We start from the raw sequence: 17,776 nt of genomic DNA, 5'->3' as shown, positions 1-17,776 counted from the left end.
CGGGTGGAAGACGTGGCGTTGCTGAACGAAGACCGGCTTTTTCCGGCGGAGCCAATAACACGGGCTATCGCTAAACGTTTATATCAATCGGTGCGCAGCTTGCCCATCGTCAGTCCGCATGGCCATACGCAGGCAGCGTGGTTCGCGCACAACCAGGCATTTCCCGATCCTGCAAAGCTCTTTGTGCAGCCCGATCACTATGTTTTCCGCATGCTCTACAGCCAGGGCGTTTCACTGGAATCGCTCGAGATCGGCAAGGCTGTTATCGACGATCCACACAGCGTCTGGCGCATCTTCGCTGAGCACTACTACCTGTTTCGCGGTACACCGACGCGGCTGTGGCTCGATTATGCTTTTCAGGAGCTCTTCGGGCTGACGGAGCGGCTCTCTGCTGCAACAGCCGATCGCTACTTCGACAGTATCTCTGAGAAGCTGGCTACCCCTGAGTTTCTGCCGCGCGCTCTTTACGAGCGCTTCGGTATCGAGGTGCTGGCGACCACCGATTCGCCTCTCGATTCGCTTGAGGATCATCGTTTGATTCGCGAATCTGGCTGGAGCGGGCGCATCATTCCTACCTTTCGCCCCGACCCTGTTGTCGATCCTGAGTTCCACGGCTTTCGCGATAATATTCGTAAGCTGGGCGAACTTACCGGCGAAGACACGGATAACTACAGTGGCTATCTGCACGCGCTGGCGAAGTCACGTGAACGCTTCAAGGCGCTGGGTGCGACAGCTACCGATCACGGACATCCCACGCCCGCAACAGCGAATCTTTCACGCGGCGAAGCAGAAGCTCTCTACGGCAAGATCATCTCCGGTAATGCCAGCGCCGCGGAACAGGAGCTTTTCCGGGCGCAGATGCTTACCGAGATGGCAGGTATGAGCCTGCGTGACGGGCTGGTGATGCAGATTCATCCGGGCAGCCTGCGCAATCACAATCAGCAGATCTACGAGCAGTATGGGCGTGACATGGGTGCGGATATTCCCACAGCTACGGATTATGTCCGTTCACTCCGTCCATTGCTCGAGAAGTACGGCAACGAATCCGGTCTTACGGTCATTCTCTTTACGTTGGATGAAACAACTTACAGCCGCGAACTGGCTCCTCTGGCAGGGCACTATCCCTGTCTCAAGCTGGGTCCACCCTGGTGGTTCCACGACAGCTTTGAAGGCATGATGCGCTTCCGCGAGCGGGCGACGGAAACGGCCGGCTTCTACAACACGGTAGGTTTCAACGATGACACGCGCGCTTTCCTGTCTATTCCTGCACGGCATGATGTGGCGCGTCGTGTAGATTGCGCCTACCTCGCGAAGCTGGTCGCCGACCATCGGCTGGAAGAAGATGAGGCCTTTGAGATCGTCCAGGATCTTACGGTGAACCTGGTGCGTCGCGCTTATCGTCTTCAGAAAGCAGGTTAGCAGTCATGAGTCTTTATCTTTCCAAGGGTAGCCCCGATACCGATCTTTCTCCGGGCGAGTTGTGGACATTGCTTAGCGAAGCGCTCGACAAGCTGGGGTCACGCAATCGCGTACTGGCTGTGCCGCCCGACATGACTCGTTTCCACTCGCGTGCCGGAGATCTGACCGAGTATGCGTGGAAGTACTACGGTGATCGCCTGCAGGCGATTCTGCCAGCACTCGGAACCCACGCTCCGATGACTCCCGACCAGCTGACGCGCATGTTTGGCAATACACCGCATGCACTCTTCCAGGTTCACAACTGGCGCACCGATGTGGAGACGCTCGGTGAAGTTCCTCCAGAATTCATTCATGAGGTTTCGGAGGGCAAGCTGAACTATGCGTGGCCTGCGCAGACAAATAAGCTGATCTCGCAGGGCGGCTTCGACCTGGTGCTTTCGATCGGACAGGTCGTGCCGCATGAAGTAATCGGCATGGCGAATTACACGAAGAACATTCTCGTAGGTGCCGGCGGCACAGCGGGAATCAATCGCAGCCACTATCTTGGCGCGGTCTACGGGATGGAGCGGATCATGGGCCGCGCCGAGAACCCGGTCCGTGCTGTGCTGAACCATGCAGCCGACCGCTTCCTTGGGCACATTCCCATCGTCTATGTGCAGACGGTTGTAAGCCCCAGGAGTGATGGCACACTTGCTGTTCGTGGCCTGTATGTTGGCGATGATGCGGAGTGCTTTCACCTTGCTGCCGATCTCAGCCTCAAGGTGAACTTTCAGATGCTTGAACGGCCGATCCAAAAGGCCGTCGTTTATCTCGACCCGCAGGAGTTTCACAGCACATGGCTGGGCAATAAGGCTATCTATCGCACCCGCATGGCGCTGGCGGATGACGCCGAGCTGATTATCCTCGCTCCCGGTGTGCGCGAGTTCGGTGAAGATCGCACCATCGATTCCCTGATTCGTAAGTACGGTTATCGTGGAACGCCCGAAACATTACGAGACGTGGAAGAGAACGCAGACCTTGCAGCCGATCTCAGCGCCGCCGCGCACCTGATTCATGGTTCGTCGGAAGGCCGCTTCCGCATTACTTACTGTCCAGGGCATCTAACCAAAGAAGAAATTGAGGGTGTGGGATTTTCGTATGGAGATCTCGCATCCATGAGTGAGCGTTACAATCCGCAACGCCTTCACACGGGATACAACACGGTTGCGGGAGAGGAAGTGTTCTTTATCGAGAATCCGGCTCTGGGTCTTTGGGCCCACAGTGCGCGGTTCCAGTGATGGGAAGGAGCGGAATGGAACTCGGCAAATTTTCTATCGGTGTAGGAGATCGCTTTACGCGCCAGGCGCGGGCGCAATTGGGTGCGTGTCTGCTGGCTCAGCAACACAATACGCTGGTCACCCCGGTGTGGAACAAGTCGAACCGCGAACACACGATCATCGGCTCGGAACCGCACCAGACGCGGGCCGCCGTCGATGCCGCGGTACAACAGCTTTGCTGGAAACACGCTTACTTCTGCGATGCGGATCACATCAATCTCACTACCGTCGATCGCTACATCGAGCCATGCGACTTCTACACCATCGACGTAGCAGATTACATCGGCAAGGCTACCGACTCCTCGGCCATCGATGATTTCGTGCATCGTCATGCGGAACTGCAAGGTGCCATCTCTCTCGGGAGCATGGGGCAGAAGATAACCATTTCGCCGGAGAAGCTGAGGGCAACGGCGTCTACCTTCCTCTACGCGGTGCAGGAGGCGGGAAAGGTATTCCGGAAGATTGAAGCAGCCAAGGGCAGCGGCAATTTCATCACCGAAATCTCGATGGATGAAACCGAGCACGCGCAGACTCCCGAGGAGTTGCTGATTATCCTCGCTGCCATTGCCGATGAAGGCATCCCCGTGCAGACCATCGCGCCAAAATTCAGTGGCCGCTTCAACAAAGGCGTGGACTACGTTGGAGATGTTGCGCAGTTTGGCCGCGAGATGACGCTCGACATGGCGGCAATCCGCTACGCGGTCGAGCACTATGGATTGCCTGCGAACCTCAAGCTCAGCGTGCACTCAGGCAGTGACAAATTCTCGATCTATCCGGCGATTCATCGCGCTATGCTTGACTTCTCGACCGGAGTGCATCTGAAGACAGCCGGAACGACATGGCTCGAGGAACTAATCGGGCTGGCCGAGGCCGGAGACGAGGCTCTCGAACTGGCGAAGGAAATCTACTCAGAAGCTCACTCGCACAGCGCCGAGCTCTGCGCGCCTTATGCGACTGTCATCGACATCGACGCAACCCGCTTGCCTTCTCCTTCTACTGTGAAGGAATGGTCGCCGGAAGAGTTTACCGGCGCGCTGCGGCACGACCCTAAGTCAAAGCTTTATAACCCAAACGTCCGCCAGTTGCTGCATGTCGGTTTCAAGATCGCCGCAAAGATGGGTCCACGCTACATAGGCATGGTCGAGGCCAACGAACTGATTATCGCGCGCAACGTTACAGAGAACCTTTACGCTCGCCATATCGCACCGGTGTTCCTGGGGCACCAGGCATAACAAGAGAGGGAAGTTGCAGCCATGGGTCACGCATCACTGAGTCTCAAAGGAAAAGTTGCTGTAGTTGTAGGTGGAACCTCTGGGATCGGACGAGCCCTCAGCATTGGCCTCGCCGAATCCGGCGCGGATGTTGTCGCCTCGGCGCGGCGTGCCGAGCAGGTCGAGCGCACAGCCGCCGAGATCGAAGCGAAAGGGGTGCGCACGCTGCGCGTCGCCTCCGATGTAGCTGATCGCGCGTCACTGGCAGGCCTTTTGGAGAAAACGGTCGATGCCTTCGGCAAGATCGATATCCTTATCAACTGTGCGGGAAAGATCAAGCGCGCCCCGACGCTTACCTTTCCTGAAGACGAGTGGCAAAGCATACTCGACACCAACCTCACCGGCACGTTACGAGCCTGCCAGATCTTTGGCGAGCACATGCTTCAGCGTGGCTACGGACGCATCATTAACATCGCTTCGCTCAACAGTTACGTTGCATTGAATCAGGTCGCCGCGTACGCAGCCAGTAAGGCTGCCGTAGTCTCGCTTACCCGTTCGCTGGCCGTGGAATGGTCAAGCCAGGGTGTGTTGGTCAACGCCATCGCTCCGGGAGTTTTTCGCACCGACCTCAACGCAGATCTTCTCGACAACACACCGCGCGGGAAAGAATTGCTGATGCGCACACCGATGGGGCGCTTCGGACACACAGACGAAGTGGTCGGAGCTGCTATCTATTTGGCATCAGACGCGGCATCGTTCGTGACCGGGCAAACCCTGGTCGTCGATGGCGGATTTCTGGCAAGCGGAGTAAATCAGTAGGGATGCGAGAGGAAAGCTTCATCGTACAGCGATAAAAAATATTTATAGGCGAGATGAACGGAGCCGGAATACTCTTGTATTCCGGCTTTTCTTTCGGGAAAATAATTTACTCATTCATTAAAGTTGCCTGCGCAAGCTGATAGGCCCCTTGCGGACATAAGAAATATCTCCGGTCATATGGAGAAACCGCACTGCTGTACCTTCTTGGAGGAAATAGTGACCCGATCGTTCAAGGCTCTAGCCCTTGCTCTCTTCGCCTTTGTGTTTGTTGCTACCGCGTTTGCCCAGAACGCCACGACTTCGCTTCGCGGCACCATTAAGGACGCAAGCGGTGCCGTCGTACCAGGCGCAAAGATTACGATTACCGACCCGGCCACCGGGCGCAGCATCGACACGGTCAGCAAAACATCGGGCGAATACAGTTACGTCCAGATCCCTCCTGCAAAGTACGTCATCAAGATTTCAGCGACAGGTTTCGGCGATCAGACGAAGACGGCAGAGCTGCTCGTGAACCAGCCCGCGACGATCGACTTCGCTCTGAGCGTGCAGGCCAGCCAGGAAGTGGTGAACGTCAGCGCGGAAGCGCAGACGCTGAACACCTCGGACGCCTCGCTTGGTAACTCGGTGAACAACACTGAAATCCAGGCGCTGCCCAGCGAAACCCGTAACGTGCCCGATCTGCTCTCGCTGCAGCCCGGTGTTTTGTTCCTGCCGCAGCCGTCCAATCCGTTGACGCAGGACAGCCGCTCCGGTGCGGTCAACGGCGGCCGCAGCGACCAGGGCAACGTGACGCTCGACGGCGTTGACGACAACGACCAGGTCTATGGCGTTGCTTTTACTGGCGTGCTGCGCGAAACCCAGGACTCAATCGAAGAATTCCGCGTCACCACCGGCAATGCCAACGCCGATGCTGGCCGATCCTCCGGCGCGCAGATTAGCCTTGTCACCAAGTCTGGTACGAATCAGTTTCACGGTGGAGCATACGAGTACTACCGTCCCACCTTTACCGTCGCGAACGACTGGTTCAACAAGCAGGCGCAGCTCGCCAGCGGTGAAGCGAATGTTCCGGGCAAGATCGTCCGCAACATCTTCGGCGTGGCAGTCGGTGGTCCCATCAAGAAAGACAAGCTCTTCTTCTTCGCCAACTACGAAGGCACCCGCAAGGCCGAGAATACTCAGGTCACGCGCACTGTTCCTACCGCCAGCTATAAGCAGGGTAATATCCAGTACCTCGGCGATACCTCGAATGGAGGTACCGCCAACGAGATCCTGACTGCGGCGCAAATCACGCAGATGGATGCGGCTGCTGGCTGCCAGGTTTGCAATACCGCGCAGTATCCCTTTGGTCCGGGACCGAATCCGAATGCGCTTGCATACTTCCAGTCGATGCCGACCGCGAACGGAACTCTGACTGGTGACGGTGGCTACAACACTGGGTCGTATTCCTTCTCGTCGCCCAATCCGCAGAGCCTCAACACGGTGATTGCGCGCATTGACTATCAGCCTTCTGACAAGCACCGGATCTTCGTGCGCGGCAACCTGCAGAAGGACACGACGCAGGATGTCGAACAGTTTCCGGGGCAGGGACCTTCCGACATTCTCTCCGATAACACCAAGGGCATCACCGCAGGCGAAACCTGGACCATCACGCCGAACCTGGTGAATGACATTCGTTACGGATACATCCGCCAGGGCAACAGCATTCGCGGTGTCGGCTCGGGTGATTATGTCGATTTCCGCTATCTGGATACTGCCACTGCCGAAACGCGTACCACCGTTGCCAGCGTGCCCGTGAATAACATTGTCGATAACCTGAACTGGAACAAGGGAAAGCACAATATCCAGCTCGGCGTGAACTGGCGGCTGGTGCACCAGAATCGTTCTTCTGACGCCGTATCCTTCAATTCGGCTTCGTCGAATCCTGCGTGGCTCGGTGACGGAGCTCCGGCCCCCAATAATGGCATTCCCGTGGATGGTGGCTTCACTACCTCCTACAACCAGGCGTATGCGAACCTCGTGGGCACCATTCCCTCGGTCACCGATATCTACAACTACCAGATCACCGGCCCGGATTCAGGATCTCTGCTGGGAGATGGTGCCTTCATCGATCGCCATTTCAAGGCGAACGAGTACGAATATTATCTGCAGGATTCCTGGCGCGCGACGAGCAAGCTGACCCTGACCTTCGGCATTCGCCATACGCTATTGCAGACGCCGTGGGAAACCAAGGGGCAGGAAGTTGCACCCACCATCGACACGCACGCCTGGTATATGCAGCGTGAGGCTGCCGCTCAGAAGGGTGAAGTTTACGAGCCGTTGCTGAATTTCCAGCCGGCGGGCCCTTACTACAATCGTCCCGGCTACTGGGCAAAGTCGAAAAACAATATTGCTCCGCGTTTTGCCTTCGCCTACTCGCCGGATGAGAAGACCTCGATCCGCGGAGGCTTCGGCATCTACTACGATCACTTCGGCGAGGCGCTCGTCAACACCTTCGATCAGAATGGTTCGTTCGGTATGAGCAGCTCCGTGACGAATCCGGCTGGTCTCTACGGTAACGAGACCGCGCCGCGTTTCACTGGCCGCCAGACGCTGCCTTTCAGCAATGGAACACCGTCTCCAACGGTGTCCTTCCCCTTCGCTCCTTCGTCTGACACGAGCACCGGCTTTGCGATCACCTGGGGACTCGACAACAAGATGAAGACGCCCTACACCGAGGCGATCGACTTCTCGGTGCAGCGCCAGTTGCCCTCCGGCTTCACGCTCGAAACCACCTATGTAGGCCGCATGGGCCGTCACCTGCTTCAAAGCCTCGATCTCGCCGAGCCGGTCGATCTTGTCGACCAGAAGGGTGGAGGCGATTACTTCAACGCCGCGGCCAAGCTTTCGAAGTATGTCGACCAGAACGGCGGCTACTCTTCGAATGCATCGGCCACGTCCAATCAGAACGCCAGCGTTCCGGCCATTCAGTACTTTGAAGATGTCTTCCCGTTCATGGCGGGCGTCGACTATCCGGGCGAAAGCGCAACTCAGGCGATCTACACCAATGAGTGGGCCTTCAACCGCGCACAGTACGGTGAAACGACCTCGCTGGCTGACGTCGACTTCTATTGCGCATACGGTTGCCCTGCCGATTACGTCTCTCAGTTCTGGCAGAGCCAGTTCTCCTCTCTGTATGCCTTGTCCACGATGGGCACCAGCTACTACAACGCAGCCCAGATCACACTGCGTCACCCGGCCAGTCATGGACTCGCGGTTGACGTCAGCTACACGTACTCGCACTCCATCGACATGGGGTCGGATACGGAGCGGTCGACCGAATTCGGGAATGCCGGCGGCAATGGCGTCTTCGAAGGCTCCAGCTCCATTCTCAACACCTGGAAGCCCCAGCTGAACCGCTCCTCCTCCGATTTCGATACACGTCATCTGTTGACCGCGGACTGGGTATACCAGCTGCCCGTCGGCAAGGGCAAGGCCGCATTCGGCAATGCCAATACGATGACCAATGCGATCATCGGAGGCTGGCAGCTCTCCGGCATCCTGCGTGCCACCAGCGGTCTGCCGTTCTCGCTCTATGAGCCGGGATGGACGACCGACTGGCAGCAGTCGAGCTTTGCAGTCAAGACAGGCAACGTAAAGATGCGCCGCCACATGGATCCCGGCGCTGCGCCGCAGGCCTTCGACAACCCGAATGCCATCAACTCCGGCGTAAACAGCGGTGGTCCGATTCGACTGCCATATCCGGGCGAAGCTGGTGAGCGTAACGCTTATCGCGGCGACGGTTATTTCAACCTCGACTCGGGTCTCTCCAAGTCCTGGGGCTTTAAGGAATTCGGAGCCCTCAAGCTGACCTGGGAGGTTTACAACGTGACCAACACGGTGCGCTTCGATGTACAGTCGATCATCAACTCCGGAGGCGCCACGCTGACCCAGGGAAACCTCGGAAGCTACAACTCCATGTTGACCACGCCTCGCCGTCAGCAGTTCTCGCTGCGCTACGACTTCTAGCCTGCAATCGATTCTTCCCATGCCGGAGATCTTCACGTCTCCGGCATTTCTTTTTCGTATCCTCTTGATCGGCGACCGTTTTCCGGCAGCGCGACCGGTCACAACCGCATCCAAGCAGACGAAGCGATCGAGTTGCCGTGTATCCGGCAGTCTGTTACCATCCGGATTTTGCGGCCTGCAACTTCAGTACGAACAAGGAGATACATCGATGTCAGAAGAGAACAAGGGCGGAAGCGGATTCAGCTGGTTTCTGGCGGGGCTTGGAATTGGTGCGCTGGTAGGCGTGCTCTATGCGCCGAAGTCCGGCAGGGAAACCCGTGAAGACATCGTGACCGGCGCGCGCGAAGGTTCCGAATACCTGCGTCAGCGTTCCCGTGAGGCTGTCGACCAGGTGAATGACTACGTTGACCGCGGCAAGGTGCAGGTGAACGAGTACGTCGACCGCGGCCGTGACTATGTCGATCGTGGCCGTGCACAGTGGGACGACTTCGTGAACCAGGGCCGTCAGTTTGTCGAAACGCAGAAGGAAAAGGTGACCGCCGCCGTCGATGCCGGCAAGGAAGCCTATGTGAACACCACAACCACCGGCGGTGGGTCTGTAACGGAATAACCCGGATACCAGGAAAGACGAAAGGCGCAGGAGCGGGCCATGCAGACACAGATATCCCCCATCTTCTACATCATCTTCACGGCCGTCACCGCACTCGGTGTGCTCCTGCAGGCCTTTGTACTGCTTGCGATGTACTTTGCGGTCCGCGAGGCCGTGAAGCGTTTTCACTCCACTGCAGATGAGTTGAAGCAGCATGCCGTACCGGCCGCTGCAACAGCTCGCGCGCTTCTTGACGATGTCTCTCCAAAGCTCAAGATTGCGGCAACAAACCTTGTCGAAGCCAGCCACTCGATCCGCCACCAGGCAGCCCATGTCAGCACGTCGATTGACGACCTGGTCGACCGGGCCAATGTGCAGATCAATCGTGTGGATGAGATGACAACCGCTGTGCTGACCTCCGTCTCGCATGCGGGCGACGTTCTCCAGCACACGGCGTCGATTCCGATCCGTCAGATCTCAGGCGTTGTTACGGGAATAAAGGCTGGTTTGAGCGTACTGCGGCGCAAGAAGACGCCCGCGGAGGCTGCCGCAGCAGAAGATGTGGTCAACACGGGCATCAGCGACTAATCCAGCCGCCGCCCACCACTTCGTCTCCATCGAAAAATACAGCTGCCTGTCCCGGGGTGACAGCACGCTGCGGCTCGTCAAAGGTCGCAGCTGCTTCATCCGGGGCTGTCGTTCGCAGCGTGGCCCAGGCAGGCTCGTGGCGATGACGGATCTTCACGCGCACGCGCATCTCGCCCGTCAGTTCGGGGATCGAAATCCAGTTCAGCTCCCTGGCCTTCACCTCTTGTGTTGTGGATTCGTCCCCGCCGCCCACCGTCACGCGGTGGCTCTCGTGGTCGATCTGCAACACGTAGAGCGGATTGGGCGACGAGATACCAAGCCCCTTACGCTGTCCGATGGTGAAATTATGAATGCCGCCATGGTGGCCCAGTACGGCTCCACTGGTGGTGACAAGCTCACCGGCGGTGTCGGGAATGCTCTCGCCCTGCTCGTCCAGATAGGCATCGATGAACTGCTTGTAGTCTCCGCCAGGGATAAAGCAGATCTCCTGCGAGTCAGGCTTCGACGCAAGCGCCAGGCTATGCTGTGCGGCAATCTCCCGCACCTGCGGCTTCTGGTAGTTGCCGAGCGGAAAGAGCGTGCGCGAAAGCTGCTCCTGCGTCAGCCCGAACAGGAAATAGGTCTGGTCCTTGCTCAGGTCGGCTGGGCGCTTCAGAATCCAGCGATTGCGAGCCGGGTCATATTCGTTGCGGGCGTAGTGACCGGTGGCGATGCGGTCTGCGCCGATCTGGCGTGCGCGAACCAGCAGCTGATCGAATTTCAAATGGTTATTGCAGAGCGAGCAGGGAATCGGCGTCCGTCCGGCCAGGTACTCCGAAACAAACGGCTTCACCACATCGCGCTCGAAGCGCTCCTGCTCGTTCATCACGTAGTAGGGAATTCCAAGCGTCTCTGCGACACGGCGAGCGTCGTAAACGTCATCGATGGAGCAGCAGCGCCCCTGTACTGCTTCCGGCATGCCCTCCTTGCCGGAAAGCCGCCGCTGGTTCCAAAGCTGCAGGGTCAACCCGACCAGCTCATAGCCCTCGTCCTTGAGCATCGCCGCCACGGTCGACGAATCGACACCGCCGGACATGGCCACGGCAATCGTATTGTTCAGGCTCTCGGGCATATATCCAGTATGACAGCCCGGCTTTTTCGACGAAAGCACGCTCTAGCCGAGCGTACCTGCATTTACCGGGGCCAGCTCGCGTAAACGACTCACAGCAGAGGGGATAATCTCCAGCGCTGCCTCAATGTCGGCCTCCGTGTTCAGCTTGGTAAGACTGAAGCGCAGGCTCGCGCGGGCACGTTCCGGGCTCAGGCCCATGCCGCGCAGCACGTGCGAGGGATCGAGCGCGCCCGAGGCGCAGGCAGACCCGCCGGAGACTGCGATGCCTTTCAGATCGAGCGCAATGACCAGCGCCTCGCCCTCGAGCTGCTCAAAGTAAAGATTGGTCGTGTTAGGAACGCGCGCGCCTGCGCCGTTCACACCGACGTGCTGCACCCGTTCGAGAATGCCCTTCTCCAGCCGGTCACGCAATGCGGCAACCTTGTTCATGGTCCCGTTGGTCAGCCCTGCTGCGGCGATCTCCGCTGCTTTTCCCAGCCCAACGATACCTGCGACATTCTCGGTGCCCGCACGGCGCTGACGCTCGTGCGTCCCGCCGAAGAAGAGCGGCTCGATTTGTGTGCCACGCCGCAGAAAGAGCACGCCCGTACCCTGCGGAGCATGAAACTTGTGTCCGGAGATGCTCAGCAGGTCACAGCCAATCGCCTGCACGTCGATAGGAATCTTGCCCGCAGCCTGCACAGCATCGGTGTGGAACCAGACGTCTGCCTCGGTGGCAATGCGGCCGATCTCTTCCACCGGCTGGATCACGCCGGTTTCATTGTTCGCCATCATGATGCTGATCAGCGCCGTATTGGGTCGCAATGCCGCGCGCACCTGCTCGGGATCGATGCGGCCATCCGGAGTGGTGGACAGGAAAGTTGTCTCGATGCCACGCGATTGCAGGCGCTCCGTAGCGTGCAGCACGGCATGATGTTCCAGCTGGCTGGTGATGACATGGTCGCCCGGCTTCACAAGTCCGAAGACCGCCAGGTTGTCGCTCTCGGTGCCGCCGGAGGTGAAGACCACCTCGCCCTCACGGCAGTTCAGCAGTCTGGCAATATGGCCTCGCGCAGCCTCAACCGCGGCTCGCGCCTGCTGGCCATAGTGGTGAACCGAGGAAGCGTTACCGAAGCTTTCCAGCAGCCATGGACGCATCGCCTCCAGAACTTCGGGCAAAAGTGGAGTCGTAGCGTTGGCGTCCATGTATATGCGTTGCATCGTTCTATTTTACGCAACTGTTGTGAGAAATGCCGTTATCTTGCCGTCCATCCACCGTCGACGACAAGCGTGTGTCCTGTGATGAGTGACGCTGCGGGCGAGGCGAGGAATATGACGGCGCCCGTAACCTCGACCGGCTCCCCGATGCGATGCAGAGCGGCAATGCGCTCGAGCACGTCTGCGTGAAATACAGGATCGGCAAGCACTTCCGAGGTTCCATCCGTGTGAATGAATGTGGGGGCCACCGCGTTCACCGTGATGTTGTGCTTACCCCATTCCACGGCGTGGCACTTGGTCAGGTGCGCAATTCCCGCTTTGGTCATGCAGTAAATCGAGACAGTCGGCAGGGCCACGAGCCCGGCCTGCGAAGTCATGTTAATGATTCGCCCGTACCCCTGCTTGATCATCTGCCGCGCCGCATACTGAGACGCAAAGAAAGTGCTCTTCAGGTTGACCTCGATCGCCTGGTCGAAGTCTTCTTCGGTTGCGTCCTCGGCAGGGTTCACCGGAGCGATGCCCGCATTGTTTACGAGAATGTCCAGGCGCCCGAATTCCCTTACCGTCGCTTCGATCGCGGCCTGCACCTGCGTCAGGTGGGTCACATCCATCTGCAGCGGAAGGCATCGCCGGCCGAGCGCCTCGATCTCTTCAACCAGTCCGCCGTGGCGATTGATGTCGCGCAGGCCAAGTGCGACGTCCGCTCCCGCATGGGCAAGCGCAAGGGCGATGGAGCGGCCAAGTCCGCGTGCCGATGCGGTTACGATGGCTTTCTGTCCGGAGAGATCAAAACTGGGATATGGATTCATACGTCACAGCCATCCTACGCGAAGTCACAAGTCATCACTCGATTGCGAGCCGCTCCTGTTACCCTTGCTACGCAGTCGAGGAGAGAAACATGAATACGAGACAATGGATGGCAGGCGCGCTCTGTTGTGCCGCGCTGATGATGCAGCCGATAGCACACGCACAGATGGGGGCGGGCAAGATGGCCGAGGCCGGTAAACCGATTCCGCCCGCAGAAGCGTTCACCGCAGTGCTCACCACGATGGAGTCGCAGATCGTCAGCGCTGCCGACGCAATGCCTGCCGACAAATACGATTTCGTTCCGACCGCCAGCGGCGATTTCAAAGGCGTAAGCAGCTTCGCGTCGCAGGTAAAGCATCTGGCCGCCGCGAACTTCAGTTTCTTCAAAGGGTGGGGCGTTCCGGGCGAGCAGGACCCGAAGGCGATCATGCAGCTGAAGAGCAAGGACGAGATCATGAAGGCCCTGCGTGACAGCTATGCCTTTGCTCACGCCGCCGTGAACACGATCACGCCTGAAAACGCATTTCTTTCCTTGCCTGCTCCCGAGGAGCGGAAGGCCACTCGGGCATCGACCGCCGCTTTTGCGATGGCGCATTCGATGGACCACTACGGCCAGCTCGTCGAGTACCTGCGCATGAACGGAATCATTCCTCCGGCCAGCCGCAGGTAGCAGCAGGATCACGCGAACGTGCAAGGCATGACGGGTAGGTGCGTGCTTCAGCCCTTACATCCAGGCCAGTGAGCCCTCTTTCGATCCGGCCACCAAAAAGAAGAGGGCGTCCTCTTTGAGGACGCCCTCTTCTTTTGTTTTTTGCAGCGGTTTAGCGCGCGCTGATCGGCGTGTACTTGGTCGGATATTCCGGCCCGATGTACTCCGCACGCGGGCGGATCAGGCGATTGTCGCCCAGCTGCTCGATCACATGCGCTGCCCAGCCGGAGATGCGGCTGATCGCGAAGATCGGCGTGAACAGGTCGAGGTCGATGCCGAGCGTCGTGTAGGTGGAAGCCGAGTAGAAATCAACATTCGCGTTGAGCTTCTTCTCTTCTTTCACAAACAGCTCGATCTTGCGGGACATCTCGTACCACTTCGGATTGCCATCCGCTTTGCCCAGCTCTTCCGACATCTTGCGCAGGTGTGTCGCGCGCGGATCTTCCGTGTGATAAACGCGATGGCCGAAACCGGAGATCTTCTTCTTCTGCGCCAGCATCTCCTTCACGTACTCCGTAGGATCGGCACCCTGCTTGTCGATCTCGAAGAGCAGCCGCATCACGGCCTCATTCGCGCCGCCATGCAACGGTCCCTTCAGCGCGCCGATCGCACCTGTGATGGCCGAGTGAACATCGGAGAGAGTCGCCGCGATCACGCGCGCGGCAAAGGTCGAAGCATTCAGCTCGTGGTCCGCATGCAGAATCAGCGCGACATCGAAGGTCTTGGTCGCAGTTTCCGAAGGCTTCTCACCGTTCAGCATCCACAGGAAATTGCCTGCATGCGAAAGCGACTTGTCCGCCTCGATTACTTCCTTACCCTTACGGATACGATCGAATGCCGCAACGATCATCGGAATCTGCGCCGTCAGTGCAAACGACTTGCGCACGTTCGAATCGTGGTCGACAGCCTTCTCATCCGCGTCATACATGCTCAGCGCCGAAACCGCCGTGCGCAGTACTTCCATCGGAGTCGTTGTCTTAGGGAAGGATTTGAGGAGTTCGATGATCTGAGGAGGGAGGGTTCTTGCAGAGGCCAGTTGTTTCGAGAATGCTTCAAGCTCAGGTTTCGTGGGAAGTTTGCCGTGCCACAGCAGGTAAGTAGTTTCTTCAAACGTCGACTGCGAGGCCAGCTCGTGGATGTCGATACCGCGGTAGGCAAGCACGCCCGCATCCCCGTCGATCCAGCAGATGCCGGAGTTGGCTGCCACAATTCCTTCGAGTCCTTTTGTTGCTACCGCAGTTGCCATACCCCTTCTTCCTCCAGCGCTCTCGAAGAACGCTTCTTTTGTGAACTGATTCGTAGTTGTTCTTGTGCTTTTGGATGCCGAAAATTCGAAATCAGATCGTTTCGAGGGTATCCAGAGAAGCGTTCAGGACGAAGACTACCCTATAGAGTAGCGTATTTGCGTGTTTTCCTCACGTGTCATGAAGTAAGTACGGATGAGGAGGCAAAACGGTCGCACCTGTAAGCGGTCAGATCGATGGAGACAGGTTCACCAAGTATTAACTGGCGAAGCACGCGCGCCGAGCCTGGAGCCAGCATGATGCCATTGCGAAAATGGCCCGCTGTCACATAGCCACGGTCGCCCCAGCGGTCTATAACAGGAAGTTGATCGGCCGATCCCGGTCGCAACCCTGCCCAGGTTTCGAGGATGCGGCATTTGCCTGCGGGAGGCCACAGCGTTGCAGCGCTTTCGATCAGGGCTTCAATCTTCTGGTCTACGTTCGTGTCGTAACCCGCGTCTTCCACCGTCGCTCCAACCACGATGCGTCCATCGCCGCGCGGCACCAGGTAGAGCCCGGGCGTGCGAATTGTGCACAGCAGAGGCGCGGCCGGCGCTTCAATCATTCCTATTTGTCCCTTGCGCGGAAAGATAGGAAGTCCAAGAAGATCACCCGACCATGCACCGGTCGCATAGACGATCGTATTCGCCGTGAAGTGGCCTGCATCGGTCGCAATCTCTACGCGATCCGTCTCCTGGCGAATATCCGTCACGGTGTGGTTGTCGAGAAGAGTAATTCCCAGTGCACGCGCAGCTACTGGCAGGGAACGAAGCAGATCGCCAGGATCGACGCTGCCCTCTTCTAACAGAATGAACTGAAGCGATGGATCTGCGACGAAGTCAGGCGCCAGAGACGCAACTGCTGCCGCGTCGATCGGGCTGCTGCCCTCCGGCAGGCTGTGACAGCCTTGAATCGTCCGCGATGTTCGTACCGGGACAGCAACACCGGAGAGTTCTTCCAGGCGGCGAAGAAATTCGGGATACAGGCGTACGCTGAGATCTGAAAGCGGCTGCAGAGCGGCAGGGTTTTCCGGATCGCGTCCTGCGATCATGCCGGCGGCCGCGGTCGAAGCTTCATGCATGGGTTGACCACGGTCAAAGACCGTCACCTGGCGGCCTGCGGCAGCCAGTTCCATTGCGGCGGAGAGGCCGATGATGCCTCCGCCCACGACAGCAATATCAATCTGGTTCACTTGTTCATTCTAACGGCGTATTGTCTCAGAAAGACTGCGGCTCGGCTCGCCGCCTGTCCGTCTTAACGTTGAGCATCTGTTGGAAGAAAGGAACGACCCATGAGCGATCCATTGGTTGAGCCCGAGCAGCGTAGCTTTTCAGGGCTTTTTCTGGGGCTTCTAGCCCTTGCAGTGCTTGCAGCTGTCGCCGGTCTGATCTGGAGCTACTCCCTTGCCGGACGCCTCACCCACGCGGAAACCCAGCTAGCGCAGGCGCAGCAGCGAAACGAAAAGCTGAACTCGGCGCTCGATGAAACCAATGCACGGCTGAAGGTAACGAGCGAAACCCTCGGCCATTCCCTCGGCCTGACCCAGAAGCAACTCGAAGCACGTGCGCAGGAGCTGATGCAGAGGCAGGAAGCAGCGACGCGTAAGCTTGAAACCCAGCAGGCGGCGACCGAGCAGCATGTGAGCTCAGTGTCAAACGATGTGTCCAGTGTGAAGACAGATGTTGGCGGGGTGAAGAGCGACCTCAGCTCTACTCAGACCGAGCTGAAGACCGCTGAAGGCCAGTTGCAGTCCATGAAGGGCGACATGGGCGTGCAGAGTGGCCTGATCGCAACGAATCACAATGAGCTCGAGATTCTGAAGCACAAGGGCGATCGCAACTACTTCGAATTCACGCTCGAGAAGGGACAGCGCAAGCCGGTCTCAACCGTAAGCCTCGAACTGAAGAAGGCCGACACCAAGCACTATCGCTTCACGCTTGAGGTCTACGCCGACGACAAAAAAATCGAGAAGAAGGATCGCAACCTGAACGAGCCGATCCAGTTCTACACCGGCAAAGATAACCTGCTTTATGAACTTGTCGTAAACAACGTGACCAAGAACCAGGTGCAGGGCTACATCTCCACACCGAAGGGTGCGCCGATGCCAGTCAGCACGTCGGGGAACTAAAGCAGGTGCGGGCTTCGGCCCTTGCGTAAAAAGGCATGGCGCAGGCCATGCCTTTTCTTATTTCGTAACGTGCAGCTTCAATGCATTCTGGTGCAGGAAAATAAATGTAAGATCCTCGCCGGTGCGCGAATCCCACTGCGCCTTCGACATAGGAAAAACAAAACCCATGAGTCCCTCGATCTGCTGGCCTGGTTGTAGCGTAGTGTCGCGTGCGAGCGGAGTCTTCTGATACTGCTTCAACTCGGGATACGCGACAAATACCTTCTCCAGATTCGTCACCGTAGCGGCTGCGCTGCGCTGCGGAGTCTCCGCAAGCTGCACGTCTGCATACATATCACGCAAAAAAAGCGGGATGTTCGTCTCGTTCTTGATGGAGACATCCGCAAGCAGAATCAGCTGATCGTATGTGTCTCCGACGCCCTGCATGCCCTCTGTGCCACTCGCCGGCTTCAGTTCGCGATGAATGGGATAGACGTGAACGCTCAACACCTGCCCGGAATGCACCGGCGGCTTCCTTCCGAGAAAAACATAGGCGGCGATAGCGGCAACGACGACGACCGCCGCGATTCCAATAGCCTTCAGCATGCTGCTTAG

Annotated in this window: 15 protein-coding genes; 9 read left to right on the top strand and 6 right to left on the bottom strand. The window is 58.1% G+C overall.

Features of this window, described 5'->3' with window-relative positions; genetic code table 11:
- Nucleotides 1–18: 18 nt before the first annotated feature.
- The 7 genes from uxaC (at nt 19) to LJD29_RS01935 (ending at nt 9,947) form a co-directional block, all read left to right on the top strand.
- Complete coding sequence (gene uxaC, locus LJD29_RS01965) at nt 19–1,419, top strand: glucuronate isomerase (protein WP_446745862.1); 1,401 nt, start codon at nt 19–21, stop codon at nt 1,417–1,419.
- A gap of 5 nt (nt 1,420–1,424) precedes the next feature.
- Entirely contained in the window at nt 1,425–2,696 is a 1,272-nt protein-coding gene (locus tag LJD29_RS01960; protein WP_446744076.1) for a nickel-dependent putative hexonate epimerase, read from the top strand.
- Nucleotides 2,697–2,710: 14 nt separating this feature from the next.
- On the top strand, nt 2,711–3,967 hold the full coding sequence (locus LJD29_RS01955; RefSeq protein ID WP_446744075.1) for a tagaturonate epimerase family protein: 1,257 nt from the start codon (nt 2,711–2,713) through the stop codon (nt 3,965–3,967).
- Nucleotides 3,968–3,988: 21 nt separating this feature from the next.
- Nucleotides 3,989–4,765: an SDR family NAD(P)-dependent oxidoreductase gene (locus LJD29_RS01950; RefSeq protein ID WP_446744074.1), complete on the top strand. Its 777-nt coding sequence runs from the start codon at nt 3,989–3,991 to the stop codon at nt 4,763–4,765.
- 216 nt (nt 4,766–4,981) lie between these two features.
- Nucleotides 4,982–8,770: an outer membrane beta-barrel protein gene (locus LJD29_RS01945; protein ID WP_446744073.1), complete on the top strand. Its 3,789-nt coding sequence runs from the start codon at nt 4,982–4,984 to the stop codon at nt 8,768–8,770.
- 208 nt (nt 8,771–8,978) lie between these two features.
- On the top strand, nt 8,979–9,380 hold the full coding sequence (locus tag LJD29_RS01940) for a YtxH domain-containing protein (protein WP_446744072.1): 402 nt from the start codon (nt 8,979–8,981) through the stop codon (nt 9,378–9,380).
- A 39-nt stretch (nt 9,381–9,419) separates the two neighbouring features.
- The gene (locus LJD29_RS01935; RefSeq protein ID WP_446744071.1) at nt 9,420–9,947 is read left to right on the top strand and encodes a hypothetical protein; all 528 of its coding nucleotides are present in this window, start codon (nt 9,420–9,422) and stop codon (nt 9,945–9,947) included.
- Here LJD29_RS01935 and mnmA read toward each other — a convergent pair.
- The 3 genes from mnmA to LJD29_RS01920 are packed head-to-tail and all read right to left on the bottom strand — an operon-like array spanning nt 9,937 to nt 13,064.
- A complete protein-coding gene (gene mnmA / locus LJD29_RS01930; RefSeq protein WP_446744070.1) occupies nt 9,937–11,058 on the bottom strand; it encodes a tRNA 2-thiouridine(34) synthase MnmA in 1,122 nt (373 codons plus the stop codon). The two genes, LJD29_RS01935 and mnmA, sit on opposite strands and share 11 nt — an antisense overlap.
- Before the next feature lie 42 nt (nt 11,059–11,100).
- Nucleotides 11,101–12,258: a cysteine desulfurase family protein gene (locus LJD29_RS01925; protein WP_446744069.1), complete on the bottom strand. Its 1,158-nt coding sequence runs from the start codon at nt 12,256–12,258 to the stop codon at nt 11,101–11,103.
- A gap of 35 nt (nt 12,259–12,293) precedes the next feature.
- Nucleotides 12,294–13,064, bottom strand: coding sequence for an SDR family NAD(P)-dependent oxidoreductase (locus LJD29_RS01920; RefSeq protein WP_446744068.1), 771 nt, complete (start codon nt 13,062–13,064; stop codon nt 12,294–12,296).
- 89 nt (nt 13,065–13,153) lie between these two features.
- Between LJD29_RS01920 and LJD29_RS01915 the strand changes: the two genes are divergently transcribed.
- A complete protein-coding gene (locus tag LJD29_RS01915) occupies nt 13,154–13,732 on the top strand; it encodes a DinB family protein (RefSeq protein ID WP_446744067.1) in 579 nt (192 codons plus the stop codon).
- A gap of 151 nt (nt 13,733–13,883) precedes the next feature.
- On the opposite strand, the gene LJD29_RS01910 is transcribed toward LJD29_RS01915, so the two are convergent.
- Nucleotides 13,884–15,017, bottom strand: coding sequence for a citrate synthase (locus tag LJD29_RS01910; protein ID WP_446744066.1), 1,134 nt, complete (start codon nt 15,015–15,017; stop codon nt 13,884–13,886).
- A gap of 176 nt (nt 15,018–15,193) precedes the next feature.
- Nucleotides 15,194–16,246: an NAD(P)/FAD-dependent oxidoreductase gene (locus LJD29_RS01905; RefSeq protein ID WP_446744065.1), complete on the bottom strand. Its 1,053-nt coding sequence runs from the start codon at nt 16,244–16,246 to the stop codon at nt 15,194–15,196.
- Between the two features lie 99 nt (nt 16,247–16,345).
- Between LJD29_RS01905 and LJD29_RS01900 the strand changes: the two genes are divergently transcribed.
- Complete coding sequence (locus LJD29_RS01900) at nt 16,346–17,182, top strand: hypothetical protein (protein WP_446744064.1); 837 nt, start codon at nt 16,346–16,348, stop codon at nt 17,180–17,182.
- A gap of 57 nt (nt 17,183–17,239) precedes the next feature.
- On the opposite strand, the gene LJD29_RS01895 is transcribed toward LJD29_RS01900, so the two are convergent.
- Nucleotides 17,240–17,767, bottom strand: coding sequence for a hypothetical protein (locus LJD29_RS01895; RefSeq protein ID WP_446744063.1), 528 nt, complete (start codon nt 17,765–17,767; stop codon nt 17,240–17,242).
- Between the last annotated feature and the right edge of the window lie 9 nt (nt 17,768–17,776).

Origin of the sequence: Silvibacterium acidisoli (assembly GCA_022870745.1) — a bacterium.
Classification (GTDB): Bacteria; Acidobacteriota; Terriglobia; order Terriglobales; family Acidobacteriaceae; genus Silvibacterium.
The sequence above is the reverse complement of the archived record's forward strand: the minus strand, read 5'-3'. Positions and strand labels throughout refer to the sequence as shown.